Genomic DNA, 19,828 nt, shown 5'->3' with positions numbered 1-19,828 from the left:
GTACCGGTGGGATTTGAACTCTAAGTTGACCACCGGAATCGTGGGGGTAGGCCGGGCGATACCCTCCACCTTGCGGAACTAAGCACTCGCATGATCACATCGGCGGGCGATGGTTTCGACAGCGATGTAGTCAACATGTAGTCACGCGCAACGTTGTGACTTAGAACACTGTGGCAGCTTAATGTGAGGTGGCCTGAGGAATCGGATTCGCTGACATGTGATACGACACCACGCCGATAGGCCTGCGTTGCCATTCAACAAGTGTGGCGCCCACTAGCATCTGCCTAGGGGGCATGGATGCAGGCCGAGATGTCGTTTCTAATCGACTCGAACATAGTGATCTCAGCCGAGCCCTTCAACGGCCAATTAGAGGACCAACAGCCCGCAGTCAGCAAGCTTCTCCGAATCGCGGCCGAAAATGGACACCGGGTATACGTCCATCCGGCCACACTCGACGATCTTCAACAGACCACCTCCGCGGCTCACAGAGCGCAGAATGTCGCTGCCTTCTCCAAGTACCCCGCGCTGTCGGAGATGCCGGTTCCCGATGAGGTTTGGGCGGTCTTTCCGGCAAGCCCGAACCCCCACGACCAGCGCGACGCTCGCATACTCACGGCCCTTCATAGCGGTGCTGTTCACTTCTTCATCACTAGCGACGAGCGATTACGCAAACGGGCGATTCGTCTGGGCCATGAACTCCGAACACTGCGACCGGGTGAGGCCGCAGTACAGCTTGCCGCCTGGCATCCAGAGTCGCCACCACCCCCACCCATGGTCGAAGCCGTGAAGACATACGAACTAGACGAAAGACAAGAGATATTCGGGTCGCTTCGAGCGGACTACAGTCCGAGCTTCGACAGCTGGCTTCAGAGAGTCAAACGCGAATCGAACTCGCGTCGGGCATGGATCATCCGGTCTCCTGAGGGCAGCTATGAGGCCCTCGCGCTGTTGAAAATGCGGGACACGCATCCAACCCGAGCCGACGACTCAGCGATAAAGCTATCCACCTTCAAGATTAGCGAAGGCGCCGGAGGGCGGCGCTTAGGTGAGTTGCTTTTGAAGGCGGTGCTGCGCTGGGCGGCCTCCGAGCCTGGTCGGCCGAGCGATCTCTTTGTCGAAGTCAACGCGAAGCAGGAACGGCTACTCGAGTTTCTCGCTGACTTCGGGTTCTTCGACGCTGGAGCCAAGACGGGTCGAGACGACGAGCGCATTTACCTCAAGCAACTCGATCCGGATGAACTGACGTCATCAAGCGGACTCGAGTATCACATTCGTTACGGTCCGCCCGCCGTCGGTTCGGGACAGCCAATGTACCTAATCCCCATCACTCCGAGCTGGTACGTGGATCTGTTTCCAGACGCCACCGTGGTCGGGGCATCCGGGTCGATGATGCTTGCAGATACCTTCTCCAGTCCAAAGGCCCACGGCAATGCAATCAGAAAGGCCTACCTATGCCACAGTCCCACCAAGAACATTCCCGCAGGCTCTACACTCCTCTTCTACCGCAGCCAGGGCGGCGTGCGCGGCGATGGCGCAGTAGTCGCGGTCGGCGTTGCTGAAAAATCGCAGCGATCAAGCGATCCAATCGAAACGATCGAGTTGTCGTTCAAGCGGACCGTCTACTCTGCGAGTGATGTGGCGGGCCTTCATCGAGGCGGACGCGACGTACTCACCATCCTGTTCCGCCACGACCGCTTTATCGTCCCTCCTTGGCCACTCCGCGAGCTCGTCTCGAATAGGGTCGTTACGACGTGGCCGCAGTCGATAGTCCGCGTAAGAAATGAGGAGGGCGCTGCATGGGTGGAGCAGCAACTAAGCGCATCGCATTGATGGCGATTCACCAGAAGTGGGCGGACGCGATCATGAATGGTGACAAGCGCGTGGAGTTCCGAAAGCGGCGACTCGCTGACGACATCAGGACGGTCTGGGTATACGCCACGGCGCCGACTAGCAAGGTGATCGGGAAGTTCACTGTTGGCGAGATCGTCACCGGCTCACCCGCGTCGATTTGGGCTCGATTCGGAGACATCGGTGAGATCAATCACGATGATTTCTTTGCTTACTACGGAGATGCGCATACAGCCGTAGCGATCGTGGTGTCGGAGGCGGAACGGTTCGCCGACGCGCTCGCCCTCGCTGAGATTGACCCGAAGCCCGCAGTACCACAGTCGTTTGCCTACCTCAGCGTACCGAGCTGAGTTCCACCCACCGAGACGGTGGGATTTGAAATCTATCTGTACCTCTGAACAGACCGGAATACGCGACAGCCCGCGGAAAATCAAGGATCTTCGTTCAATTCGACGGCCGTAGAGTCAGTACGATTTACGCAAGTGTGGTCAGAATGCGGTCGCGCCCATACGAACCAAAACTGTCACCCAGTTCATCGCGGGTCGCTGAGAATGACCGTTATGTCAATAGCGACGGATTAGGCCTCCGTGGGCGCTTGGCTGCCGAGGGCGCGCAAGAACTCCCCCCAGCACGTGTCGGCATCAGCTCCGGAGTCGAATTTGCCCAGCCACGCGTCGAAGGCCGGCGTGCCCACGAGTTTGATCTCAACCCGCAGGATGTGGTGGGTGCCATCCCGGTGGACCTTCGGCACGAGCGACACGATGTGCTCGGGATTGATCCACATCCGCGCGCTGCCGGCAGGGCCATCCCTGTCTGGCAGAGGGACGAAGCGCGGCATACGCCCAACTGTGCCGTTGAGGACCGCTGCCTCGCAATACCCGATCGCTCACAGGGTCCGGCGACGTGCTGTCCGACCCGGAGCCGCCCATATGGCGTCGAGCGTCGGTTGTCCAGCCCCTCGTGGTGCATCGGTCGTCTCCGTAGGTTCGCCAGCGAAATCGAAAGGTGGCACCTCGTGCTCAACATGCAGCTTCCCCGATCGGGCGGATCGAATGGATGCGGTCGATGACGGCTCACAGCGAAACGGCGACCGAGGCCGCCGGCGGCGAGACGAAGCTGAAGCGTCGCATCACCGGCCCACTGCTGTTCCTCTTCATCCTCGGCGACGTGCTCGGCGCGGGCATCTACGCTCTGATGGGCGTCCTGTCCGGCGAGGTGGGTGGCGCGCTGTGGGCGCCGCTGGCCGTCGCCCTGGTACTGGCACTACTGACCGCGGGCTCCTACGCCGAGCTCGTGACCAAGTACCCGAAGGCAGGCGGCGCGGCGATCTTCGCGCAGCGCGCGTTCAAGCCACCGATCATCTCCTTCCTCGTCGGGTTCAGCATGCTGTCCGCCGGGGTCATCAGCGCCGCGGGCCTCGCTCTCGCTTTCGCCGGCGAATACCTGCAGACGTTCATCAACGTCCCGCCCATTCCGACGGCCATGGTGTTCCTGGTGCTGGTCGCCGCCCTGAACGCACGCGGCATCAGCGAGTCGCTGAAGAGCAATGTGGTGATGACGGTCATCGAGGTCTCCGGGCTCGTCATCGTCGTCGTCGCGGTCGCGGCGATGCTCGGCGGTGGAGGCGGCGACCTCTCCCGGGTGACGCAGTTCCCCGAAGGGACCTCCCCCGGGTTGGCGATTCTCGGCGGCGCGATCATCGCCTACTACTCCTTCGTCGGATTCGAGACCTCCGCCAACGTCGCCGAAGAGATCCGCGACCCCTCCCGGATCTATCCGCGCGCGCTGATCGGTGCCCTGCTGACCGCCGGAGTCGTCTACGTGCTCGTGGGCCTCGCATCCGCGATCGCCTTACCGGCCGATGATCTCGCCGATTCGTCGGGGCCGCTGCTCGCGGTCGTCGGTGCCACCGGGTTCCCGGTGCCGGATTGGCTCTTCAGCCTGATCGCCCTGGTGGCGGTGGCGAACGGGGCACTTCTGACCATGATCATGACCAGCCGGGTCACCTTCGGCATGGCGGAACAGGGTCTTCTCCCGGCAGTGCTCGGGCGCGTGCTCCCGAACCGCCGCACCCCGTGGGTGGCGATCGTCGCTACCACGGTCATCGCGATGCTCCTCAGTCTTGTGGGTGATCTCGCTACTCTGGCGTCGGCCGTCGTGCTGTTGCTCTTGTTCGTGTTCATCAGCACCAATGTCGCGGTGCTCGTGTTGCGCAAAGACCGGGTCGAGCACAAGCATTTCCGTGTCTGGACGTTCGTTCCTGTGCTGGGAGTGCTGTCGTGCATCCTGTTGCTGACTCAGCAGGAGCCGATCGTGTGGCTGTTCGGCGGGGGGTTCGTTCTTCTCGGCGTCGTGTTGTATTTCATCAACCGTGCGACCGCCCGACCTATCGCCACCGACTGAGTGGCATAAGTCAAGCCACTGGCTCGGATTGGCGTCGGGCCGAGGGTAAGAGTTCATCTACCAGACGGGACTCATCATGTCGGAACGCAACACCGTCGTTCGATCGCTGCACGACCTCGGCCTCGCCGCTTGGTTCGGTGGCACCCTCATGGGCGCCGTCGGCCTGAACGGGGCCACCGCCAAGGCGAACGATCCGACCGAGCGGCTGCGGCTCTCCTCCGTGGGCTGGGCCAAATGGGCCCCGGTGCAGTTCGTCGCGATCCTCGCCCACGGGATCGGCGGAATCGGCCTCATCGCTGGGAACAAAGGCCGCCTCGCTGCGCAAAAGGAAGCGCAGTCGAACACCACCGTGAAGCTCGCAGTCACCGGTGTCGCAGCGGCCGCGAGCCTCTACTCCGGCATCCTCGGGGCCACCATCGGCAAGCACGCCGAAGAAGGGGCCGAAGGAGTCACCGAGCCCGGCTCGAAGACCTCCAGGAAGCTCGTCTCGGCCCAGCGCAAGCAGAAGGTTCTGCAGTGGGTGCTCCCGGCCCTCACCGGCGTGCTCCTCGTGCTCGCCGCCCAGCAAGGCGAGCAACAGCGCCCCGTCGCGGGCTTCCTGCACCGGATCACCGGCAAGTAGACGTCATTCCCAGCGATGCTTGAGGTGTTGACCTCAGCCGTAGGCGGGCGCCTCCCCCTTTGCTCTGGCCTCCAGCCGAGCGTTGAATTCCGCCTTCCGCCGGACCGCATTCGGAGGATCGATCCGTATTCGGAGCACGTAGCGGATTCGTCCAATCGTTCCGCCCATGCCCGCGCCGGCGGGCCCAGTTGGACAAGTCCGACGACCCGCTTCACCGCTCGGTGCGGTCGCAGGCTCCCTCTTTCGCAGACCTCGACCACTGCATTGCCCTTACGAGGGCAGTGGCAAGCTGGCTCTATGGTGCCAACGCCCACCACTGCCCCGTTTCTTAGATCGCGAAAACACCGGGGTCTGGGGCGAGCAAGCGATGACCGTCAAGTTACACGCGACAACGCCAAAGGTCCATGTTTCCCAACTGCTGGAACAGCAAAGGCCGTCCAACCCGAGGGTTGGACGGCCTCTCAACGATTGCCCGGTGCGGGCTAGTCGTTGTTGCTGTCGCGAGCGTGGGTGCCGGCCTTCGCGATGCCACGGCTGATGATGTACGCGGCGGTGACGACCGCGACGTACTGCCAGGCCTGGGCGGCACCGAAGCCCTGGCCGTCGTCGCCGTTATCGGTGACCGCGGCGGCTATCAGGATCGCTGCCGAGACGATGAGCCAGATGTAGAACTCGGTCGTTTTGAACGCCGACTTCGTCTCGGTGAGAACGCGTCGAGCAACGCTGTTGCTGGGATTGTGAGTGGCAGCGCCTTGGGCAGAGTTCGACATGGAAGTGTCTCCTTGGATGGTGGGCGGAGATTTTTCCGCCTCTGAAGCGGTCGAGCGCAACACGCCAGGTCCGGGGCGCAACGACAAAGGGCTTCGTGTTTGAAGATACGTCACCGGATCGGCGACCGTGAGGGGTTGCGATGAGCGTCGAGTCGTGCCAACAGATGTGCAGCGGTGCATAGTCAGGTACGGTTCGTGTGCCGTCAACCCGGTTGTCGGTGATCCCGGCCGGTCGTACCGTTCATCCCAGCGCACCCGGACCTCTTGCGCACGACTGACACGCTCAGTCCTAGTGCGAGGAGGCCCATCGTGGCCGCCATCCCAACCAACGTCAACGTCACCCGCACCCGTGCCCGGGCAGTCGGGTCCCGGCAAGCCAGCGACTTCACCGCTCTCGCGAAGACCATCCACGACTCGGGTCTTATGCGGCGCCGCTATGGCTACTACTGGACCAAACTCGCGGCCGTTCCCGTCACCCTCGCCGCCTGCATCATCGCATTCGTCTGCATCGGGGACACCTGGTGGCAGATGATCACGGCGGCCGTCTTCGCGGTGCTGTTCACGCAGATCGCTTTCCTCGGCCACGACGCCGCGCATCGGCAGATCTTCGTCTCGGGCAAATGGAACGACTGGACCACCCTCATCCTGGGCAACCTCTTCGTGGGTCTCAGTTATGGGTGGTGGCAGCACAAGCACACCCGGCACCACGCCAATCCGAACAAGATCGACTCGGACCCGGACATCGAGGTTCCCGTGATCACCTTCACACCGGAACGGCTGGCCCGACGCCGCGGCCGCGCGGCATCGTGGCTGATTGCTCATCAAGGGGTGTTCTTCTTCCCGATCCTCGTGCTGGAGGGGCTCTCGCTTCACCTCTCCGGGTTGCAGCGTGTGTTCGGCCGAGAGCCACTCAAGAGACGTGGGATCGAGATCGCATTCCTCACCATTCGAATCGGCGGGTTCGCAGCACTGGCATTCCTCGTGCTGTCACCGGGCGTCGCCGCCGCTTTCCTGGGCGTACAGCTCGCCCTTTTCGGTGTCTACATGGGTGCGAGCTTCGCCCCGAACCACAAGGGCATGCCAGTTGTCCCGAAGGAACTGAAGATTGATTTCCTCCGCCGTCAGGTGATGATGAGCCGGAACATCCGCGGCAACCGCACCATCGATGTGGCGATGGGAGGTTTGAACTACCAGATCGAGCACCATCTCTTTCCGTCCATGCCTCGACCGCACCTGCGCCACGCCGCCCCGATCGTCGCGGCGTACTGCGCGGAACTGGACGTGCCCTATCTGGAAACCGGTCTGTTCCAGTCCTACGGCATCGTCGTGCGCTACCTCAACCGGGTCGGCCTCGGCGACCGCGACCCCTTCGCGTGCCCGCTCGCCGCCGGGCGTCTAGCACTGTGACAGCCCCCGTGCACAGTGCTCTGCACGGCACCGCTCTCATATCGGTGTTGGCTGGAAGTGAGGGATGAGGGGTTACCAGGTGCGCGTCATCGTGCTTACCTGAAAGCGGAGGACGCATGCAGCGCATAACGATCACCGTGAGCGACACCCCCCATCCCCTCGCACAGGATCAGAACATCGATGTCATCGAGGCCGCAGCGCTTGAGGCGGTTCGCGTGGGCGGAGATATCGTGAGAGTCACTCTCTACGGCAATCGAGAACTCGCGATCCTCGTATCCCCGGGAGTGCCGATCACCTTCGAGATCGCCGAGGTGCCTGAAGAGACCCGCGATGACGGGGATCTCGATCACCCGTTCGAGCCGTATTCCGATTTCGAGAACGACTACCCTCTCCTCTAACTCGCCGCAGCCGGAAGCCGGAAGCCGGAAGCCGAGTGCAGCGCTGTAGCGCAGTCTTTTCCTGGGAGCCGTTGAGGGCTCGCGGTAAACTACACGTGTATGTCATTCCCGATGCTCGTCAGGAGGAAGCAATGTACGACCTGGGAACCTGGATCATCATCGCGGCCATAGCTGCCGTGATTCTCGCCATCGTGGTGTTCTCGATGCGGCGGGGCCGGCAGCGTGGAGCGCGGAGCGACGCTCCCACCGCGAGCGGTACTGGCGACGAGAGAGCGGCCGACGCTACGCCGGGGAAGCCCGAAGATCGCGTCGGTGACAACACCCTCGGTGATCGAAGCGACGTTGTGCGTCGTGCTCGGCGCGGTTTCTGACCGTCGCTCCATCCGCAGGGCGCGGCCCTATCAGTCTTCTCCGGGTCGAGTGCTGAGCTCGTCGCGAACGACGCGGATCGTCGTGATGTCGGGGTCGGCCGCGTCCGGGATGACCATTCCCGCTGCGACCCCGGATGTCAGGTAGTCGACCACGGCAGCGTTGATCCGCTCCCCCGGTAACACCACCGGGATACCGGGCGGGTAGGGCGTGATCTGTTCGGCCGCGATCCTGCCCGCAGCATCGATGGCCGGCACCACTTCGACAGGCCCGAAGAACGCGTCCCGCGGCAGCAAAACCGTCGGCAGCTCCAGCTGTTCGGGGTTCGGCCGGCGCACTGGGGGTGTTTCAGGAAAAGCGGGTGCGGCGGCGCTGAGGGCGGTGAGCGAGTCGGTGAGCAGGCTCAGCGATGTCTCGTCGTCGGCGAGTGAGAGAGTGGCTTCGATGCGGGTGGCGTCGCTGAGACCCATGTCGATGGACGCTTCCGTTCGCAGCCAGTCGGCGGCCTGGTAGCCGCTGATACCCAGGCCGCTCACATCGATGAGCACGTGCAGGGGGTCGAGTTCGTGCGACGCTTCCGCGCCGAGGAGCTCGTCGCCGAGCACATGCAATCCGGGCATCTCGTCGATCTGCTCGCGCACCTCGTGCACCAGCTGCAGGGTGCGGCTGATCAGGTCGTGGCCGTGTTCGACCATCTGTCGGCGCCAGCCGTCCATGGCGGCGTAGATGAGCACGTTGGCGCTCGTGGTCGCGAGAACGTCGGCGCACTGCTTCAACCGCACCGGGTCGACGAGGTCGCCTTGGAGGTGATAGATGGAGCCCTGCTCGAGGCCCATACCCATCTTGTGCACACTCACGACGCAGATGTCCGCCCCGGCATCCATCGCCCAGGTCGGGAGGTCGTCGTGGAAGGGCAGGTGCGCGCCCCACGCTTCGTCGATGATGAGGGGTTTGCCGCGCCTATGGCAGATCTCGGCAATCGCGGCGATATCGGCACAGGTTCCGTAGGGTGTAGGGCTCGTGATCAGGGCCGCCGACGCATCCGGATGCCGCTGCCACATGGCCTCGACGGATTCGGGCGACGGCGGATGCGCGAGATGCAGCCGGGCGTCCCACGACGGCCGAATCCATCGCGGCTGCAGCCCCGACAACACGAGCCCGGCGGTGACGGATTTGTGGGCGTCGCGGCTGATCAGGATCTCACCCTCACCGCGGGTGACCGAGAGGATGGCGGCCTTCACGGAGAGTGAGCTGCCGCAGGTGGAGTAGAAGGCGTGGTCGGCGCCGACCGCCTCGGCCATGAGCTTCTGCGCATCCTCGAGGTAGCCGTTGCGGGAGAGCCGGTCATCCAGGCCCGCGGAGGCAAGCACGTCTCCGCGGAAGACGTCGGCCCCGAGCACCTCGATCGTTCTCGGATCGGCGCCGCGGCCCTGCCGATGGCCCGGCGGTGTAAACCCGTAGCGGGATCGTCGGTGGTAGTCGGCGAGGCCCTCGAGGATGGGTGCGCGGGACTGGTCCAGGGGCGCGCTCATGGCCGGAACACCGCCCGCACGCATCCGTCTTGCTTGGTCTTGAACATCTCGTACCCGCGAGGCGCCTCCTCGAGGGGCATCACGTGGGTCGCGAGGTGGCCCGTGCTGATCTCGCCCGCCGCGATGCGCTCGAGGAGCATCGGGATGTACCGGTGGCCGTGCTGCTGCCCGGAACGAAGGGTGAGGCCCTTGTTCATGACGGCGCCGAGAGGGAACTTGTCGACGAGCCCGCCGAACACGCCCAGCACGAACACGCTGCCGCCTTTGCGTGCGGCCATGATCGCCTCACGCACCGCGGTGGGCCGGTCGGTCTCGAGTTTCAGCATGGTCTTGACCTTGTCGTAAAGGTAGTCGGGTCGTTGACTGTGCGCTTCCATCCCCACGGCCTCGATCGCGACATCCGGGCCGCGGCCGCCGGTGCGCTCCCGCAGCTCGGCCATCACCTCGGTGGAGGAGTAGTCGAGGGTCTCCGCCCCGATCACGGTGCGAACCTGTTCGAGGCGTTCGGGCAGCCGGTCGATGACGATGACCTTCTCGGCGCCGAGCAGCATCGCAGCGCGCGCCGCCATCTGACCCACTCCGCCCGCTCCCCACACCGCGACGACGTCGCCCGGTTTCACCCCGCCGAGATCGGCGCCCATCCACCCGGTGGGCACAGCGTCGGAAGCGAACACCGCCTGCTCGTCGGAGACTCCATCGGGAATGAGGAACGCGCCGGTGTCGATGTGGGGCACCCGCACGTAGGTGGCGTGGCTGCCGGCGAACCCGCCGGTGATCTGGCTGTAGCCGAAGCATCCGCCGGTCGACGCACCGAACAGCCCCTCCCCCAGCCCGGGGTGCGGGTTGGTGTTGTCACACAGCGAGGTCAGCTCATTTCGGCAATACCAGCACTGGCCGCAGCTCATGAACGAGCACACCACCACCCGATCGCCCACCCGGCGGTGCTGCACACCGGAACCGGTGGCGACGATCTCGCCCATGAATTCGTGACCCAGGATGTCGCCGGCCCGCATGCCGGGCACGTACCCGCCCAGCAGGTGCAGGTCGGAACCGCACGACGCGGAGAGGGTGACCTTCACGATTGCGTCGCCGGGATCGAGGATGGTGGGCTCGTCGACGTTCTCGATCTTGAGCTTGTTGATGCCTGTCCAGCACAGCGCCTTCACAACACACCCTCTTCCGGAGAACGACGCACAAGGGCGTCGACGATCGCACCGGCCGGGGTGTGCGGGCGTCTCCCCTCGGGCTGGGGATGGTTGGTGAGCACGTGGCCCACCTCGAGCAATTGCTTCGATTCGCGCAGCGCAACCCGGACAGCACCACGCAACTCGTCATCGTCTTCATCACGACCGTCGGTGTGGGGTCGGGCGCGCAGCTCGGTTCCTCGACCGCCCGGCGCGATGCTCCATCGCACGTCGATCAGACCGTTCAGTGCAGCCAACGGTTCGGGCAGGTGCTGGTCATGCACGACGTCAGCCGGGGGCCGTTGGATCGTGACCACGTTCCAGCGTGTCGCCGCTTCGCCATCGCGGTCCGAGGAGTGTCGCCGACGACGAAGCCCCGCGGCACCCGCTGCCACCGCCAGTCCGGTGACACCGATTCCGACAATCATCTTCTTCGTCATGGGCTGCTCCTTCGCTGCCGTCGCGCTGTCTCGCTCGTCACGTCCGTGACCATATCCACACGAAGAGAAGGCGGCGAGGGGCTGGACAGCCGGCGTCGACACGCCTACGGCTTGAGCGCGTCCTTGTCCACCCCCGCGCGCGTGGAAGGGAGTGGACTCCAATGGGCCCATGGACACCGCCGCAAAGAAGACGCTTCGCCGGGCCGAGCTCGTCGTCGCCAGCATCGCGCTGGCCGCGGGACTGGCCGCCGGACTCACCGCGTGCAATCCGGGCGCTCAGACCGGGCCGTACCGAGACAGCCCCGCCCCGACACTGTCACCGACCCCCACTCAGTCGATCTTTCCCACGCCCGTGCCCACGACGGTGGATGATTCCGGCACCCTGCACGGATAGCTCAAGCGAACCTGCGAATGTCAAGCCCCGATTTTTCGTGACACAGCGGCCCGCGACGCGTACCTTCAGCAGTAGCACTACTGCCGACTTCGACGGGTTGGCAGGGGGTTTCAGGTCCTGGTCCCGGCTTGTGGTCTCTTACGACAACATGGCGGTTGACACATGGGGTATCTGCATATCGGCACCAGCGGCTGGTCCATCCAAGTTGATGATCGTGCGCTGGCGCATCTGAAGATCGTGATCCTCACGGAGCTTCGGAAAGGGCACGGGATCGCGTTTTCGTGCAAGCATCCGGCCGATCAGGGAAGCGGCCGTGAAACCTTCTGGATCAACCCGAACACCGATCTCCGGTTCCAGTTCTTCGGCGGTCGCGCCCCGAGCATCAACCGGTGCTGGCTGCAGCAGATGCACGAGTCATGCGTCGCCGGAACCGGGCTCTACATCATGGAAGAGCCTCTCCAACTGCAACGCGTGTCCGCGTAGCCGGAAGGACCGCTCATGAAAACCCATCCAGGCCGAGTCGAGGTCGTTGCCGTGCCGTCAGCCGGCTGGCGGCTCCGCGACCGATCACGACGCATCTCCGACCCAAGCGGGCTACTGGGATTTGTGGAAGCAGACGAGAAGGGCCGCTTCCACACCGTCTGGCTGTGTCCGAGCCTGGCCACCGAAGACTTCACCTCCCTCGACGAAGCCATCCGCGCAGCGACCGATCATTGTGCTGCCCGGACCGGTCATGGCTGAGGTCGAGATCATCCACGAACTCACCAGCCTGGGCGGCTTCTTCATATTGCAGCACCCGTTCGACCTGTCCTCCCTGGACTGCGCAAACCTTGAAACCGTCTACCTCGACAGAGCCTCGGCCGAACGCGCTGCAGCCCTCGTCATGCTGGCAGTCACCGCCACCGACGACTGACCACACTCCCACCCCACCCTCGTGGGTTCGGGGCACTCACCGAGTTTGCCGAGACGAATCAGTCGCCTCGCACCCTCATAACCACAAGGCGGAACAGTCATGGGTTTTCTCTACTACGGCAACGACAGCTACCAGATCGAGGTCGACGACCGACCCCTCGCACACCTGAAAATCGCCCTCCTCACCCTGCTTCGCGCCGGGCGAAGCATCGCGTTCTCGTTCGAGCGACCGGTCGAGATGGGAAGCGGGCGGGAGACGTTGTGGATCTGCCCGTCGACCGACATGCGATTCCGGTTCCACGGCAGCCGCCCGCCGCGCATCAATCAGCAGTGGGTGCGCGCGATCATCGCTACCGCCGAAGCGCCGACCGGCCTTCGGCTGGTTCCCGAGCCCACGATGGCCACGACCGACACTCTCGCCGACGTGTGACCCTCCACAGGGTCCTCATCGACGTACAGTTCAGCGTCGACGAGGACCGGTTCAAGATCGATCAACTCGCCGATGACGCCACCGGAGTGTCCGACGTCACCGACCCTGGCGTGCGAGACGCCATCAGCCGGCTTCTCATCCGCGCCGATTGGGCCGAACACGGTCTAGCTCCCCTGCGCAGCATCGTCACCACGACGGCTGTGTCGGCCACGGAATGATCAGCTGTCGAAGTCGAAGAAGGCGAGCTCCGGAGGCTCATCCGTAGCGGTTCCGACCACGATGGGCTCGGCTGTCTCGATCGAGACCGCTGTCGCCGGGGTCACGAGGACCCGGGCGAGCGCGCCGGAACTGTCGATGCCCACGAAAGCGCCCCCCAGATGCACCGCGTCAAGGATGCGGGACTCGGTGTCGGCGACGACGGTATCGTCCATGACGTACGACTGCTGATTGATTCGTACAACGGTGGTCATCGTCTCAGCTTCCTCCGGGAAACGACGCTCCCCGCCGCTGCGCCCGACCCTACGCTTCGAAACGAGGCCGAGGGAAGCCTTGACAGGATGCCCAAGGCGGCTTCCGCGTCGCGCTTGCTCGTGACCCATCTTCAGCCGGTCGTCGAAACGGTTACGGGCACGTCGACCTGATACGGGACTCCGTCGATGAGGCAGAACCCGACGGGTGAATCGTGCGCGTCCCATCGAGCGCCCAGTCGAGTGCGCACGGTCACGACGCCCTCGTGGAATTCGACGACGGCATCCGGATGTGCGGTCGCGACGCCCCCACCGGCCGTGGACACGGTGCACTGACCGATGTCGAAGCGAGCGACGAACGTCATGCACTCACCGGCCTCGCTCGTGAGCATGTCGATGCCCAGGACGACCGGGCCGATGTAGACGACCGGAGATGCGTCGCTGACGAGGAAGTGGACGCTTTCACCAGCCCTGGTGCGCTCCACATGGACGGCGAGCATCGGCCACTGGTCGCTGACGCCGGCCGGCACAGCAATGACGTCGACGTCGACAGGCAGATCGCTCCACATGGGATCTCCGATGCTCGCGCACGGTCACAGGATGGGTTTGCCGCCGGTGACGGCGACGCGCGCGCCCGACACGTAGCTCGCCTCATCCGACGCCAGCAGCACGTACACGGGCGCGAGCTCGGCAGGTTGCGCTGCCCGGCCCATGGGCACCTGCTCCCCGAACCCCGCCACCTTGTCCTCGGGCATCGTCGCCGGGATCAACGGCGTCCACACCGGACCAGGTGCGACGCTGTTCGCGCGAATGCCTCGCTCGGCGAGCAGTTGCGCGAGAGAGGCGGTCATGTTCGCGATCGCCGCTTTCGTCGCCGCGTACGGCAGCAGACTCGGTGACGGCGAATCCGAGTTCACCGACGACGATCCGATGATCGACGCCCCGGCCTGCATGTGCGGCAGAGCGGCCTTCACGAGGTGGAAGAACGCGCTCATGTTCGTGGCGACCGTGCGATCCCACTCCTCGTCAGGCACCTCTTCCAGGGTGGGCCGGTCCATCTGGAACGCCGCGTTGCTCACCAGAACGTCCACTCGTCCGAATCGTTCGACGGTCGCCGCGATCACAGCCCGGCAGTGCGCCGGGTCGGCGAGGTCGCCGGGAATGAGCACCGCGCGACGGCCGGCTTTCTCGACCCAGTGGCGGGTGTCTTCAGCATCCGTGTCTTCGTTCAGGTAGCTGATGACTACGTCAGCGCCCTCGCGGGCGTAGGCGATGGCCACGGCTTTGCCGATGCCACTGTCGGCGCCCGTGATGACGGCGATCTTTCCCTCGAGCCGGCCCGAGCCGACATAGCTCTGCTCGCCGTGATCAGCTTTCGGCGTCAATTCGCCCTCGACTCCGGGGACCTCTTGCTGCTGCGGGGGTTGCTGACTCATCGTGCTCTCCTTCTCCCGTACTTGACCGTCAGCGTGCGTACGCCGACAGGATGGATTCATTCGCGACCTGGATCGTCGCGAGGATCTCGTCGACCGCGTCATCGAAACCGTCGACCACCGCCACCCGGTAGGGAGGCAGCACATCGATGGCCTCGAACAGGCCGTGACCGAGATCGGTGACGTAGCCGACACAAGCGAGGCTCGACGTGAGTAGCACGCTCCACTCGGTGGCTGAGCTCCGATCGAGCACGGCCTCGAAGGGCGGATGCGCGGCGTTCGTGCCCGACCTCGAGGTCGGCATGCCGGTGCCTTCCTTCCTATTTGGTGCTGAGCTTGTCTTTGATCACGCCGGCTGCTTTGTCGACGATGTTCGGCTTCGCATCCGTGCCGAAGAACCGCGAATCGGGTTGGGTGGGCGGCGGCATCGGAACCGACGTCTCCGGCCCGTCGCGGTAACTGAACTCGCCCTTGCCGTCGGGGGTGGGGCCGGCTGCCCACGAGCCCTCCGCCGCGGCGGGGCCGTCAGAGAAATTGATGTACTCGTAGGAGAACTCGCGGTGCTCCTGGTTGATCGGGAAGTTGCTCGGCACCGGCAGGGTCTCCGTGCCCTCGGCCTGCAGTTCCGCGATCGCGGCCAGCCACTGGTTCTGATGCATCGTGTCGCGCGCGATGAGGAACGACAGCAGGTCGCGCACGCCCTTGTCGTCGGTCATGTTGAACAGCCGGGCGGCCTGCACGCGGCCCTGCATCTCGGCGTTCGCGTTCGCGGTGAAGTCGGCCAGCAGGTTACCGCTCGCCGTGACGTAGGAGCCCTGCCAGGGGTTGCCGTTGCTGTCCACCGGGCGCGCTCCGGCACCGGCGACGATCGCTGCCTGCACGTCGGTTCCGCCGATGACCGCGCCCAGCACCGGGTCGGCCGCCATGGCCGCTTCGGACTGCTCGACCGGCGCCTTCTCGAGCAGCTGGGCGATCATGATCGCGAGCATTTCGACGTGCCCGAACTCCTCGGCGCCGATGCCGAACAGCAGATCACGGTACTTGCCCGGTTTGTGGGAGTTCCAGGCCTGGAATCCGTACTGCATAGCCACGGAGATCTCCCCGTACTGGCCACCAAGCACCTCCTGCAGGCGCCGGGCATACACGGCGTCGGGCTTCGACGGCGACGCCTTGAATTGAAGTTCCTGCTTATGGAAGAACACGCTCCACCTCCGATCCGGGCCACCCGGTGGCGACCCACGTGATCGGAAACCTACGACCCACAGATGAGCCGCCGAGGGGCTGGACACGAACGGGCACCGGATGTACCGTGCGATCCCGCGAACCGATCGCACGCGAGGCGCACCCGCGTGGTGAGCACCACTTCAGACCCGTGGCCGGGCGAGGAGTGTCAGGGGCGGTGGGCGGCGCCCTCGATCACTTCTTGTGCGACGTCCGACAAGCGGCGGCCGCTGTGACGGGCGCGGTTGCGCAAGACGGTGAAGGCTTCGTGCATGTCGATGCGTTCGGTCTGAGCGAGAACGCCCTTGGCCTGCTCGATGAGCACGCGGCTGTCGAGCGCGCGCTGCAGCTGCTCCTGTGCGATGCCCGATTCCCGTAGTGCGCGTTCCTGGAGGATGCCGATCGTCGCGACATCCGCCAACGCTCTCGCGATCATGGTGTCTTTCGGGTCCATCGGTCCGGTCCGGTCGCTGAAGATGTTCATCGACCCGATCGTTTCGTCGCGCAGACGCATCGGGATCGCGTACATGGACTGGAAGTCCACCTCGGCGGCGCTGGTCGCGAAGGCCGGCCAGCGCGCGTACGTGTCGGCGATGTTGTCGACCGAGACCGGTTTGCCGGTGGCGTAAGCGTCGAGGCACGGGCCTTCGTCGGCGCGGAGCTGGAGGATGCTGATGAGCTGACTTCGTTCGCTGGTGGAGGCGACCACCTCGAGACCGCCAGTACTGTCCGGCAGCAGGATGCCGGCTTCGTTGGCTTCAACGATCTGTGTGGTTTGCTCGATGAGAGTCTGCAGGACCTCGACGATGTCGTAGCCGGTGACGAGGGTGTCGGCGAGACTCACGAACGTCTCGGCGACTCGTTCTTCTCGGGTGAGTGCCGTCATGTCCTCAACTTACTCCCGCCTATTTGCCGGGTCACGGCTCGAACGTGATTCGTCGCCCCGTGATCTCCGCCGCTGTCTCCCGCACGGTGCGGCCGGATGCGAAAGCGTTCGCCCGGATGAGCAGCAGAGCATCCGTGGCGCTGACGCCCATCTGCGCGATGACCATCCCGGTCGCCTGATGCACCTCACGGCGCGAGTGCGGACCGTCGTCCTCCGCATCATCATCGCGGTGCTCCAACGCGTACCGAAGAACGTCTAGCGCTGTGACGCGCGCGAGTGCCAGGGCGTTCGTCAGCTGCTCAGCGGAGAGCACGTCCGGTGCCTCGGAGTAGAGGTCGACAGCGCCAATGTTCACCGCGCCGATGGTCAGCGGAAACGAATAGAACGCGTGCACATCTAAGGTCGCGATGGCATTCAAGAACAGCGGCCACCGGGAATGAGCGGTATCGCTGATGTCGGGCACGACGACGGTGCTCTGCGTGACGTACGCATCCCAGCACGGTCCTTCCCCGAGATCGATCTGGAACTCACTGAGCTCGGCCGCGAGACCATCGCTGGCGCTGACCGTCTCGACCTCGAACGGCGCACCCAGAGTCGCGATCGCCGCCCGGTCAACGGGAAGCGCGTCGAGAAACGGCGTACCGAAATCGGGTTGGTCGGCTGCGAATGCGAGATCCGATGCGATGGTGTCCTCCTGACCTACGCCGCCAAGCGGGGCGTGAGCGGCCTGGGTCCAGGACTACCTGATCCCCACAGTAGCCCCCGTGCCTGGCAATCGTCCCCGGAGGACGATTATGCCGCCACATCTGCTCACAACGGAGATCATCTCGACAGGGCGCACGCTTGCGGTCACCCGGCGCAGCGTAAAGCTCTGTGTGTTCGGAGTGATAGCTTTCATGCGCCTCGAGCCCACGTTGACTCGCGCGACGCCTACATCGAAATGATCGATCGGGCCTGCCGGGTCCATGCCTGGGTCGCGACCTGTACGGCGTCCCACGGGGAGCCGAGCGGGGGCGTGTAGGAGAGGTCGAGGTCGCTCATCGCGTCGACGGTCATGCCGTGGTGCAAGGCGGTGGCGTAGGTGTCGACGCGCTTGGCGATCTCCGCTCCCCGGGCGCCGACGAGCTGCGCGCCGAGCAGCAGCCCGGATTCGGTGTCGCCGGTGATGCGGATGCTGAGGGGGTTCGCGCCCGGGTAGTACGCTTTGTGGTCGTCCGCGATCGCGGTGCCGCTCAGGGGCGTGTGCCCGGCCGCGATCGCTTCGTGGTCGCGGAGGCCGGTTCGGGCGGCGACGAGGTCGAAGACCTTCACGACCTGGGTGCCGAGGCTGCCGGCGAACCGGGCACTCCCGCCGATCGCGTTTTCGCCGGCCACGCGGCCCTGCTTGTGCGAGGTGGTGCCGAGAGGCAGGTAGGTGACGCCGAGGAGGCGGTGGTGTGTGACCACGCCGTCGCCGGCCGCCCAGACGTGGGGCAGTCCGGTGCGCATGCGCTCGTCGACGACGACCGCTCCCCCGGCACCCGTGGATGCGCCGGCATCCGTGAGGAGGCTGGTGTTGGGTCGCACGCCGACGACCACGAGCACGAGGTCGGCCGTGCGGGCGAACTCGGTGCCGTCCTGCTCGCCGGTGACGGTGAGGCCGGCGGCGGTGCGGGTGATCTGCTGGACGCGGGTGCCGGTGACGACGTCGACGCCGTGGCGGGTGAGTTCGTCGTGGACGAGGGCGCCGAGTTCGGGATCGAGGGTGGAGAGCACTTCGGGACCGCGCTGGAGCTGTGTGACGTGGAGGCCGCGGACGGTGAGGGCTTCGGCCATTTCGAGGCCGACGTAGCCGGCGCCGACGATGATCGCCGTTTCGGGCTGGTGTTCGTCGAGGTAGCGCTCGAGCACGAAGGTGTCGCCCATCGAGTGCAGCACGTGCACGCCGTCGTCGGGGCCGAGCCTGCCCGCTTCGATGCCGGCCGTCGACGGGGATGCCCCGGTGCCGACCATCAGCTCGTCGTAGGCGATCGTCGATTCCTGCCCGTTCGCGTCGCGGACGGTGAGCTGCTGGCCGGCGACGTCGATGCTCGTGGCGAGGGTGTCGAGGCGGAGCTGCATCCCGGTCGCTTCGAGGTCGGCGTGGGTGCGGTGCGCGAGCGACTGCCACGGGTTGACCTCGCGGGAGAAGTAGTAGGGGATGCCGCAGATGGAGAAGTTCGGGTACGAGTCCGCGACGACGACGGTCACGTCGACGGAGGGGTCGAGTTCGCGGGCACGGAGTGCGGTGGAGATTCCGGCGTCGCTTCCGCCGATCGCTACGAGGTGCATGGGGGTGTGCCTTTCAAGGGGTGGATCAGTGGGCTTCGACAGGGATGACGACGTCGCCGGTCGTGCGGGCGGCGGCCGGGTCGAGGACGAGCAGCAGGCCGAGGCCAAGGGCGGCGCCGGCGAGCTGGGCGAGGATGAACGGGGCGATGGATGCGGGGGCGATGCCGGCGAAGGTGTCGGTGAAGGTGCGGGCGATCGTCACGGCGGGGTTCGCGAATGACGTCGAGCTGGTGAACCAGTAGGCGGCGCCGATGTAGGCGCCGACGGCGGCCGCGGTGACGCCGCTCTTTCCGGTGCGGGCGAGAGCGAAGATCAGCAGCACCAGGCCCGCCGTGGCCACGACCTCGCCGACCAGGTGCCCGCCGGATGCCCGGTCGGTGGTCGAGAAGGCGGGGGCCGTGTCGAACATGACGCCGGCCAGCAGGGTGCCGGCGATGCCGCCCCCGATCTGCGCGAGCAGGTACGGGCCGAGATCGCGGCCCGGGAGGCCGTGGCCACGCCGGCCGATGAGCCAATCCGCGATCGACACGACCGGGTTGAAGTGCGCCCCGGACACCGGGCCGAGCATCAGGATCAGCACCGCCAGGCCGAGCGCGGTCGCGATGCTGTTCTCCAGCAGTTGCAGGCCGACGTCGCCGGCCGAGAGCTGCTGCGCCGCGATCCCGGACCCCACGACGACCGTCACGAGCAGGCCGGTGCCGACGAATTCAGCGACCACCCGGCGTGCCAGGTGCGGTCGGGACAGCTCGGGGTGAGGATGTGGAATTTTCATGTCGGCCCCATCTTGACTCGAACCAAGTAG

The 19,828-nt window shown here is 65.2% G+C and carries 27 protein-coding genes; 13 read left to right on the top strand and 14 right to left on the bottom strand.

Annotation, left to right across the window (positions count from 1 at the left end; translation table 11 throughout):
- Positions 1–297: 297 nt before the first annotated feature.
- Both N1032_RS01895 and N1032_RS01890 read left to right on the top strand, forming a co-directional pair.
- Positions 298–1,830 carry a PIN domain-containing protein gene (locus tag N1032_RS01895; protein ID WP_259537120.1) on the top strand — a complete coding sequence of 511 codons (1,533 nt, stop codon included), beginning with the start codon at positions 298–300 and terminating at the stop codon, positions 1,828–1,830.
- Positions 1,797–2,198: an ASCH domain-containing protein gene (locus N1032_RS01890; RefSeq protein WP_259537119.1), complete on the top strand. Its 402-nt coding sequence runs from the start codon at positions 1,797–1,799 to the stop codon at positions 2,196–2,198. Before N1032_RS01895 ends, N1032_RS01890 begins: the two co-directional genes overlap by 34 nt.
- 227 nt (positions 2,199–2,425) lie before the next feature.
- Here the strand turns inward: N1032_RS01890 and N1032_RS01885 are convergent, their stop codons facing one another.
- On the bottom strand, positions 2,426–2,632 hold the full coding sequence (locus tag N1032_RS01885; RefSeq protein WP_259537117.1) for a hypothetical protein: 207 nt from the start codon (positions 2,630–2,632) through the stop codon (positions 2,426–2,428).
- Between the two features lie 281 nt (positions 2,633–2,913).
- Here N1032_RS01885 and N1032_RS01880 point away from each other — a divergent pair, with 281 nt between their 5' ends.
- Both N1032_RS01880 and N1032_RS01875 read left to right on the top strand, forming a co-directional pair.
- On the top strand, positions 2,914–4,251 hold the full coding sequence (locus N1032_RS01880; RefSeq protein ID WP_259537116.1) for an APC family permease: 1,338 nt from the start codon (positions 2,914–2,916) through the stop codon (positions 4,249–4,251).
- Positions 4,252–4,327: 76 nt separating this feature from the next.
- Positions 4,328–4,873: a hypothetical protein gene (locus N1032_RS01875; RefSeq protein ID WP_259537115.1), complete on the top strand. Its 546-nt coding sequence runs from the start codon at positions 4,328–4,330 to the stop codon at positions 4,871–4,873.
- A 482-nt stretch (positions 4,874–5,355) separates the two neighbouring features.
- On the opposite strand, the gene N1032_RS01870 is transcribed toward N1032_RS01875, so the two are convergent.
- Complete coding sequence (locus N1032_RS01870) at positions 5,356–5,643, bottom strand: hypothetical protein (protein ID WP_259537114.1); 288 nt, start codon at positions 5,641–5,643, stop codon at positions 5,356–5,358.
- Positions 5,644–5,952: 309 nt separating this feature from the next.
- Here N1032_RS01870 and N1032_RS01865 point away from each other — a divergent pair, with 309 nt between their 5' ends.
- From N1032_RS01865 to N1032_RS01855, 3 genes are all read left to right on the top strand, one after another.
- A complete protein-coding gene (locus N1032_RS01865) occupies positions 5,953–7,050 on the top strand; it encodes a fatty acid desaturase family protein (protein ID WP_407932992.1) in 1,098 nt (365 codons plus the stop codon).
- 116 nt (positions 7,051–7,166) lie between these two features.
- Positions 7,167–7,448: a hypothetical protein gene (locus N1032_RS01860; protein WP_259537113.1), complete on the top strand. Its 282-nt coding sequence runs from the start codon at positions 7,167–7,169 to the stop codon at positions 7,446–7,448.
- A gap of 131 nt (positions 7,449–7,579) precedes the next feature.
- Positions 7,580–7,819, top strand: coding sequence for a hypothetical protein (locus tag N1032_RS01855; RefSeq protein ID WP_259537112.1), 240 nt, complete (start codon positions 7,580–7,582; stop codon positions 7,817–7,819).
- Between the two features lie 30 nt (positions 7,820–7,849).
- On the opposite strand, the gene N1032_RS28230 is transcribed toward N1032_RS01855, so the two are convergent.
- The 3 genes from N1032_RS28230 to N1032_RS01835 are packed head-to-tail and all read right to left on the bottom strand — an operon-like array spanning position 7,850 to position 10,973.
- Positions 7,850–9,349 (bottom strand): aminotransferase class I/II-fold pyridoxal phosphate-dependent enzyme, encoded by a 1,500-nt coding sequence (locus N1032_RS28230; protein WP_310795906.1) that lies wholly within the window; start codon positions 9,347–9,349, stop codon positions 7,850–7,852.
- Positions 9,346–10,515 carry a zinc-dependent alcohol dehydrogenase gene (locus tag N1032_RS01840; protein ID WP_259537111.1) on the bottom strand — a complete coding sequence of 390 codons (1,170 nt, stop codon included), beginning with the start codon at positions 10,513–10,515 and terminating at the stop codon, positions 9,346–9,348. The genes N1032_RS28230 and N1032_RS01840 overlap by 4 nt, the downstream gene beginning before the upstream one ends.
- Positions 10,512–10,973, bottom strand: a complete 462-nt coding sequence (locus N1032_RS01835) for a hypothetical protein (protein WP_259537110.1) — start codon at positions 10,971–10,973, stop codon at positions 10,512–10,514. The genes N1032_RS01840 and N1032_RS01835 overlap by 4 nt, the downstream gene beginning before the upstream one ends.
- A 169-nt stretch (positions 10,974–11,142) precedes the next feature.
- On the opposite strand from N1032_RS01835, the gene N1032_RS01830 reads away from it, so the two are divergent.
- The 6 genes from N1032_RS01830 to N1032_RS01805 all read left to right on the top strand — a co-directional run bounded on the left by N1032_RS01830 (position 11,143) and on the right by N1032_RS01805 (position 12,927).
- Positions 11,143–11,367 carry a hypothetical protein gene (locus tag N1032_RS01830; protein ID WP_259537109.1) on the top strand — a complete coding sequence of 75 codons (225 nt, stop codon included), beginning with the start codon at positions 11,143–11,145 and terminating at the stop codon, positions 11,365–11,367.
- Positions 11,368–11,529: 162 nt separating this feature from the next.
- A complete protein-coding gene (locus N1032_RS01825; protein ID WP_259537108.1) occupies positions 11,530–11,850 on the top strand; it encodes a DUF7882 family protein in 321 nt (106 codons plus the stop codon).
- Positions 11,851–11,865: 15 nt separating this feature from the next.
- Complete coding sequence (locus tag N1032_RS01820; protein ID WP_259537107.1) at positions 11,866–12,108, top strand: hypothetical protein; 243 nt, start codon at positions 11,866–11,868, stop codon at positions 12,106–12,108.
- Positions 12,101–12,280, top strand: coding sequence for a hypothetical protein (locus N1032_RS01815; protein ID WP_259537105.1), 180 nt, complete (start codon positions 12,101–12,103; stop codon positions 12,278–12,280). Before N1032_RS01820 ends, N1032_RS01815 begins: the two co-directional genes overlap by 8 nt.
- A gap of 99 nt (positions 12,281–12,379) precedes the next feature.
- Entirely contained in the window at positions 12,380–12,709 is a 330-nt protein-coding gene (locus tag N1032_RS01810; protein ID WP_259537104.1) for a DUF7882 family protein, read from the top strand.
- Positions 12,706–12,927 carry a hypothetical protein gene (locus N1032_RS01805; RefSeq protein WP_259537103.1) on the top strand — a complete coding sequence of 74 codons (222 nt, stop codon included), beginning with the start codon at positions 12,706–12,708 and terminating at the stop codon, positions 12,925–12,927. The genes N1032_RS01810 and N1032_RS01805 overlap by 4 nt, the downstream gene beginning before the upstream one ends.
- On the opposite strand, the gene N1032_RS01800 is transcribed toward N1032_RS01805, so the two are convergent.
- The 9 genes from N1032_RS01800 to N1032_RS01760 form a co-directional block, all read right to left on the bottom strand.
- Positions 12,928–13,179, bottom strand: a complete 252-nt coding sequence (locus tag N1032_RS01800; RefSeq protein ID WP_259537102.1) for a hypothetical protein — start codon at positions 13,177–13,179, stop codon at positions 12,928–12,930.
- 131 nt (positions 13,180–13,310) lie between these two features.
- Positions 13,311–13,745, bottom strand: coding sequence for a hypothetical protein (locus N1032_RS01795; RefSeq protein ID WP_259537101.1), 435 nt, complete (start codon positions 13,743–13,745; stop codon positions 13,311–13,313).
- A 24-nt stretch (positions 13,746–13,769) separates the two neighbouring features.
- On the bottom strand, positions 13,770–14,612 hold the full coding sequence (locus tag N1032_RS01790) for an SDR family oxidoreductase (protein WP_259537100.1): 843 nt from the start codon (positions 14,610–14,612) through the stop codon (positions 13,770–13,772).
- Between the two features lie 28 nt (positions 14,613–14,640).
- Positions 14,641–14,913 carry a hypothetical protein gene (locus N1032_RS01785; RefSeq protein ID WP_259537099.1) on the bottom strand — a complete coding sequence of 91 codons (273 nt, stop codon included), beginning with the start codon at positions 14,911–14,913 and terminating at the stop codon, positions 14,641–14,643.
- Between the two features lie 16 nt (positions 14,914–14,929).
- Positions 14,930–15,811, bottom strand: a complete 882-nt coding sequence (locus N1032_RS01780; protein ID WP_259537098.1) for a manganese catalase — start codon at positions 15,809–15,811, stop codon at positions 14,930–14,932.
- A gap of 188 nt (positions 15,812–15,999) precedes the next feature.
- Positions 16,000–16,716, bottom strand: coding sequence for a GAF and ANTAR domain-containing protein (locus tag N1032_RS01775; RefSeq protein ID WP_259537097.1), 717 nt, complete (start codon positions 16,714–16,716; stop codon positions 16,000–16,002).
- Positions 16,717–16,747: 31 nt separating this feature from the next.
- Positions 16,748–17,401, bottom strand: coding sequence for a GAF and ANTAR domain-containing protein (locus tag N1032_RS01770; RefSeq protein WP_331485883.1), 654 nt, complete (start codon positions 17,399–17,401; stop codon positions 16,748–16,750).
- 245 nt (positions 17,402–17,646) lie between these two features.
- Positions 17,647–19,026, bottom strand: a complete 1,380-nt coding sequence (locus N1032_RS01765; RefSeq protein WP_259537096.1) for an FAD-dependent oxidoreductase — start codon at positions 19,024–19,026, stop codon at positions 17,647–17,649.
- 25 nt (positions 19,027–19,051) lie between these two features.
- Positions 19,052–19,798 (bottom strand): aquaporin, encoded by a 747-nt coding sequence (locus N1032_RS01760; protein ID WP_259537095.1) that lies wholly within the window; start codon positions 19,796–19,798, stop codon positions 19,052–19,054.
- Between the last annotated feature and the right edge of the window lie 30 nt (positions 19,799–19,828).

The organism is Herbiconiux daphne (assembly GCF_024979295.1).
GTDB classification, from domain to species: Bacteria; Actinomycetota; Actinomycetes; order Actinomycetales; family Microbacteriaceae; genus Herbiconiux; species Herbiconiux daphnes.
Note: the sequence above shows the minus strand (reverse complement) of the source record. Positions and strands in the feature narration are given on the sequence as shown.

Bases quoted from the DNA above. Each gene is read 5' to 3' on its own strand.
- N1032_RS01895 (WP_259537120.1), top strand. From the start codon at position 298: ATGCAGGCCGAGATGTCGTTTCTAATCGACTCGAACATAGTGATCTCA.
- N1032_RS01890 (WP_259537119.1), top strand. From the start codon at position 1,797: ATGGGTGGAGCAGCAACTAAGCGCATCGCATTGATGGCGATTCACCAG.
- N1032_RS01885 (WP_259537117.1), bottom strand. From the start codon at position 2,632: ATGTGGATCAATCCCGAGCACATCGTGTCGCTCGTGCCGAAGGTCCAC.
- N1032_RS01880 (WP_259537116.1), top strand. From the start codon at position 2,914: ATGACGGCTCACAGCGAAACGGCGACCGAGGCCGCCGGCGGCGAGACG.
- N1032_RS01875 (WP_259537115.1), top strand. From the start codon at position 4,328: ATGTCGGAACGCAACACCGTCGTTCGATCGCTGCACGACCTCGGCCTC.
- N1032_RS01870 (WP_259537114.1), bottom strand. From the start codon at position 5,643: ATGTCGAACTCTGCCCAAGGCGCTGCCACTCACAATCCCAGCAACAGC.
- N1032_RS01860 (WP_259537113.1), top strand. From the start codon at position 7,167: ATGCAGCGCATAACGATCACCGTGAGCGACACCCCCCATCCCCTCGCA.
- N1032_RS01855 (WP_259537112.1), top strand. From the start codon at position 7,580: ATGTACGACCTGGGAACCTGGATCATCATCGCGGCCATAGCTGCCGTG.
- N1032_RS28230 (WP_310795906.1), bottom strand. From the start codon at position 9,349: ATGAGCGCGCCCCTGGACCAGTCCCGCGCACCCATCCTCGAGGGCCTC.
- N1032_RS01835 (WP_259537110.1), bottom strand. From the start codon at position 10,973: ATGACGAAGAAGATGATTGTCGGAATCGGTGTCACCGGACTGGCGGTG.
- N1032_RS01830 (WP_259537109.1), top strand. From the start codon at position 11,143: ATGGACACCGCCGCAAAGAAGACGCTTCGCCGGGCCGAGCTCGTCGTC.
- N1032_RS01825 (WP_259537108.1), top strand. From the start codon at position 11,530: ATGGGGTATCTGCATATCGGCACCAGCGGCTGGTCCATCCAAGTTGAT.
- N1032_RS01820 (WP_259537107.1), top strand. From the start codon at position 11,866: ATGAAAACCCATCCAGGCCGAGTCGAGGTCGTTGCCGTGCCGTCAGCC.
- N1032_RS01815 (WP_259537105.1), top strand. From the start codon at position 12,101: ATGGCTGAGGTCGAGATCATCCACGAACTCACCAGCCTGGGCGGCTTC.
- N1032_RS01810 (WP_259537104.1), top strand. From the start codon at position 12,380: ATGGGTTTTCTCTACTACGGCAACGACAGCTACCAGATCGAGGTCGAC.
- N1032_RS01800 (WP_259537102.1), bottom strand. From the start codon at position 13,179: ATGACCACCGTTGTACGAATCAATCAGCAGTCGTACGTCATGGACGAT.
- N1032_RS01795 (WP_259537101.1), bottom strand. From the start codon at position 13,745: ATGTGGAGCGATCTGCCTGTCGACGTCGACGTCATTGCTGTGCCGGCC.
- N1032_RS01790 (WP_259537100.1), bottom strand. From the start codon at position 14,612: ATGAGTCAGCAACCCCCGCAGCAGCAAGAGGTCCCCGGAGTCGAGGGC.
- N1032_RS01785 (WP_259537099.1), bottom strand. From the start codon at position 14,913: ATGCCGACCTCGAGGTCGGGCACGAACGCCGCGCATCCGCCCTTCGAG.
- N1032_RS01775 (WP_259537097.1), bottom strand. From the start codon at position 16,716: ATGACGGCACTCACCCGAGAAGAACGAGTCGCCGAGACGTTCGTGAGT.
- N1032_RS01765 (WP_259537096.1), bottom strand. From the start codon at position 19,026: ATGCACCTCGTAGCGATCGGCGGAAGCGACGCCGGAATCTCCACCGCA.
- N1032_RS01760 (WP_259537095.1), bottom strand. From the start codon at position 19,798: ATGAAAATTCCACATCCTCACCCCGAGCTGTCCCGACCGCACCTGGCA.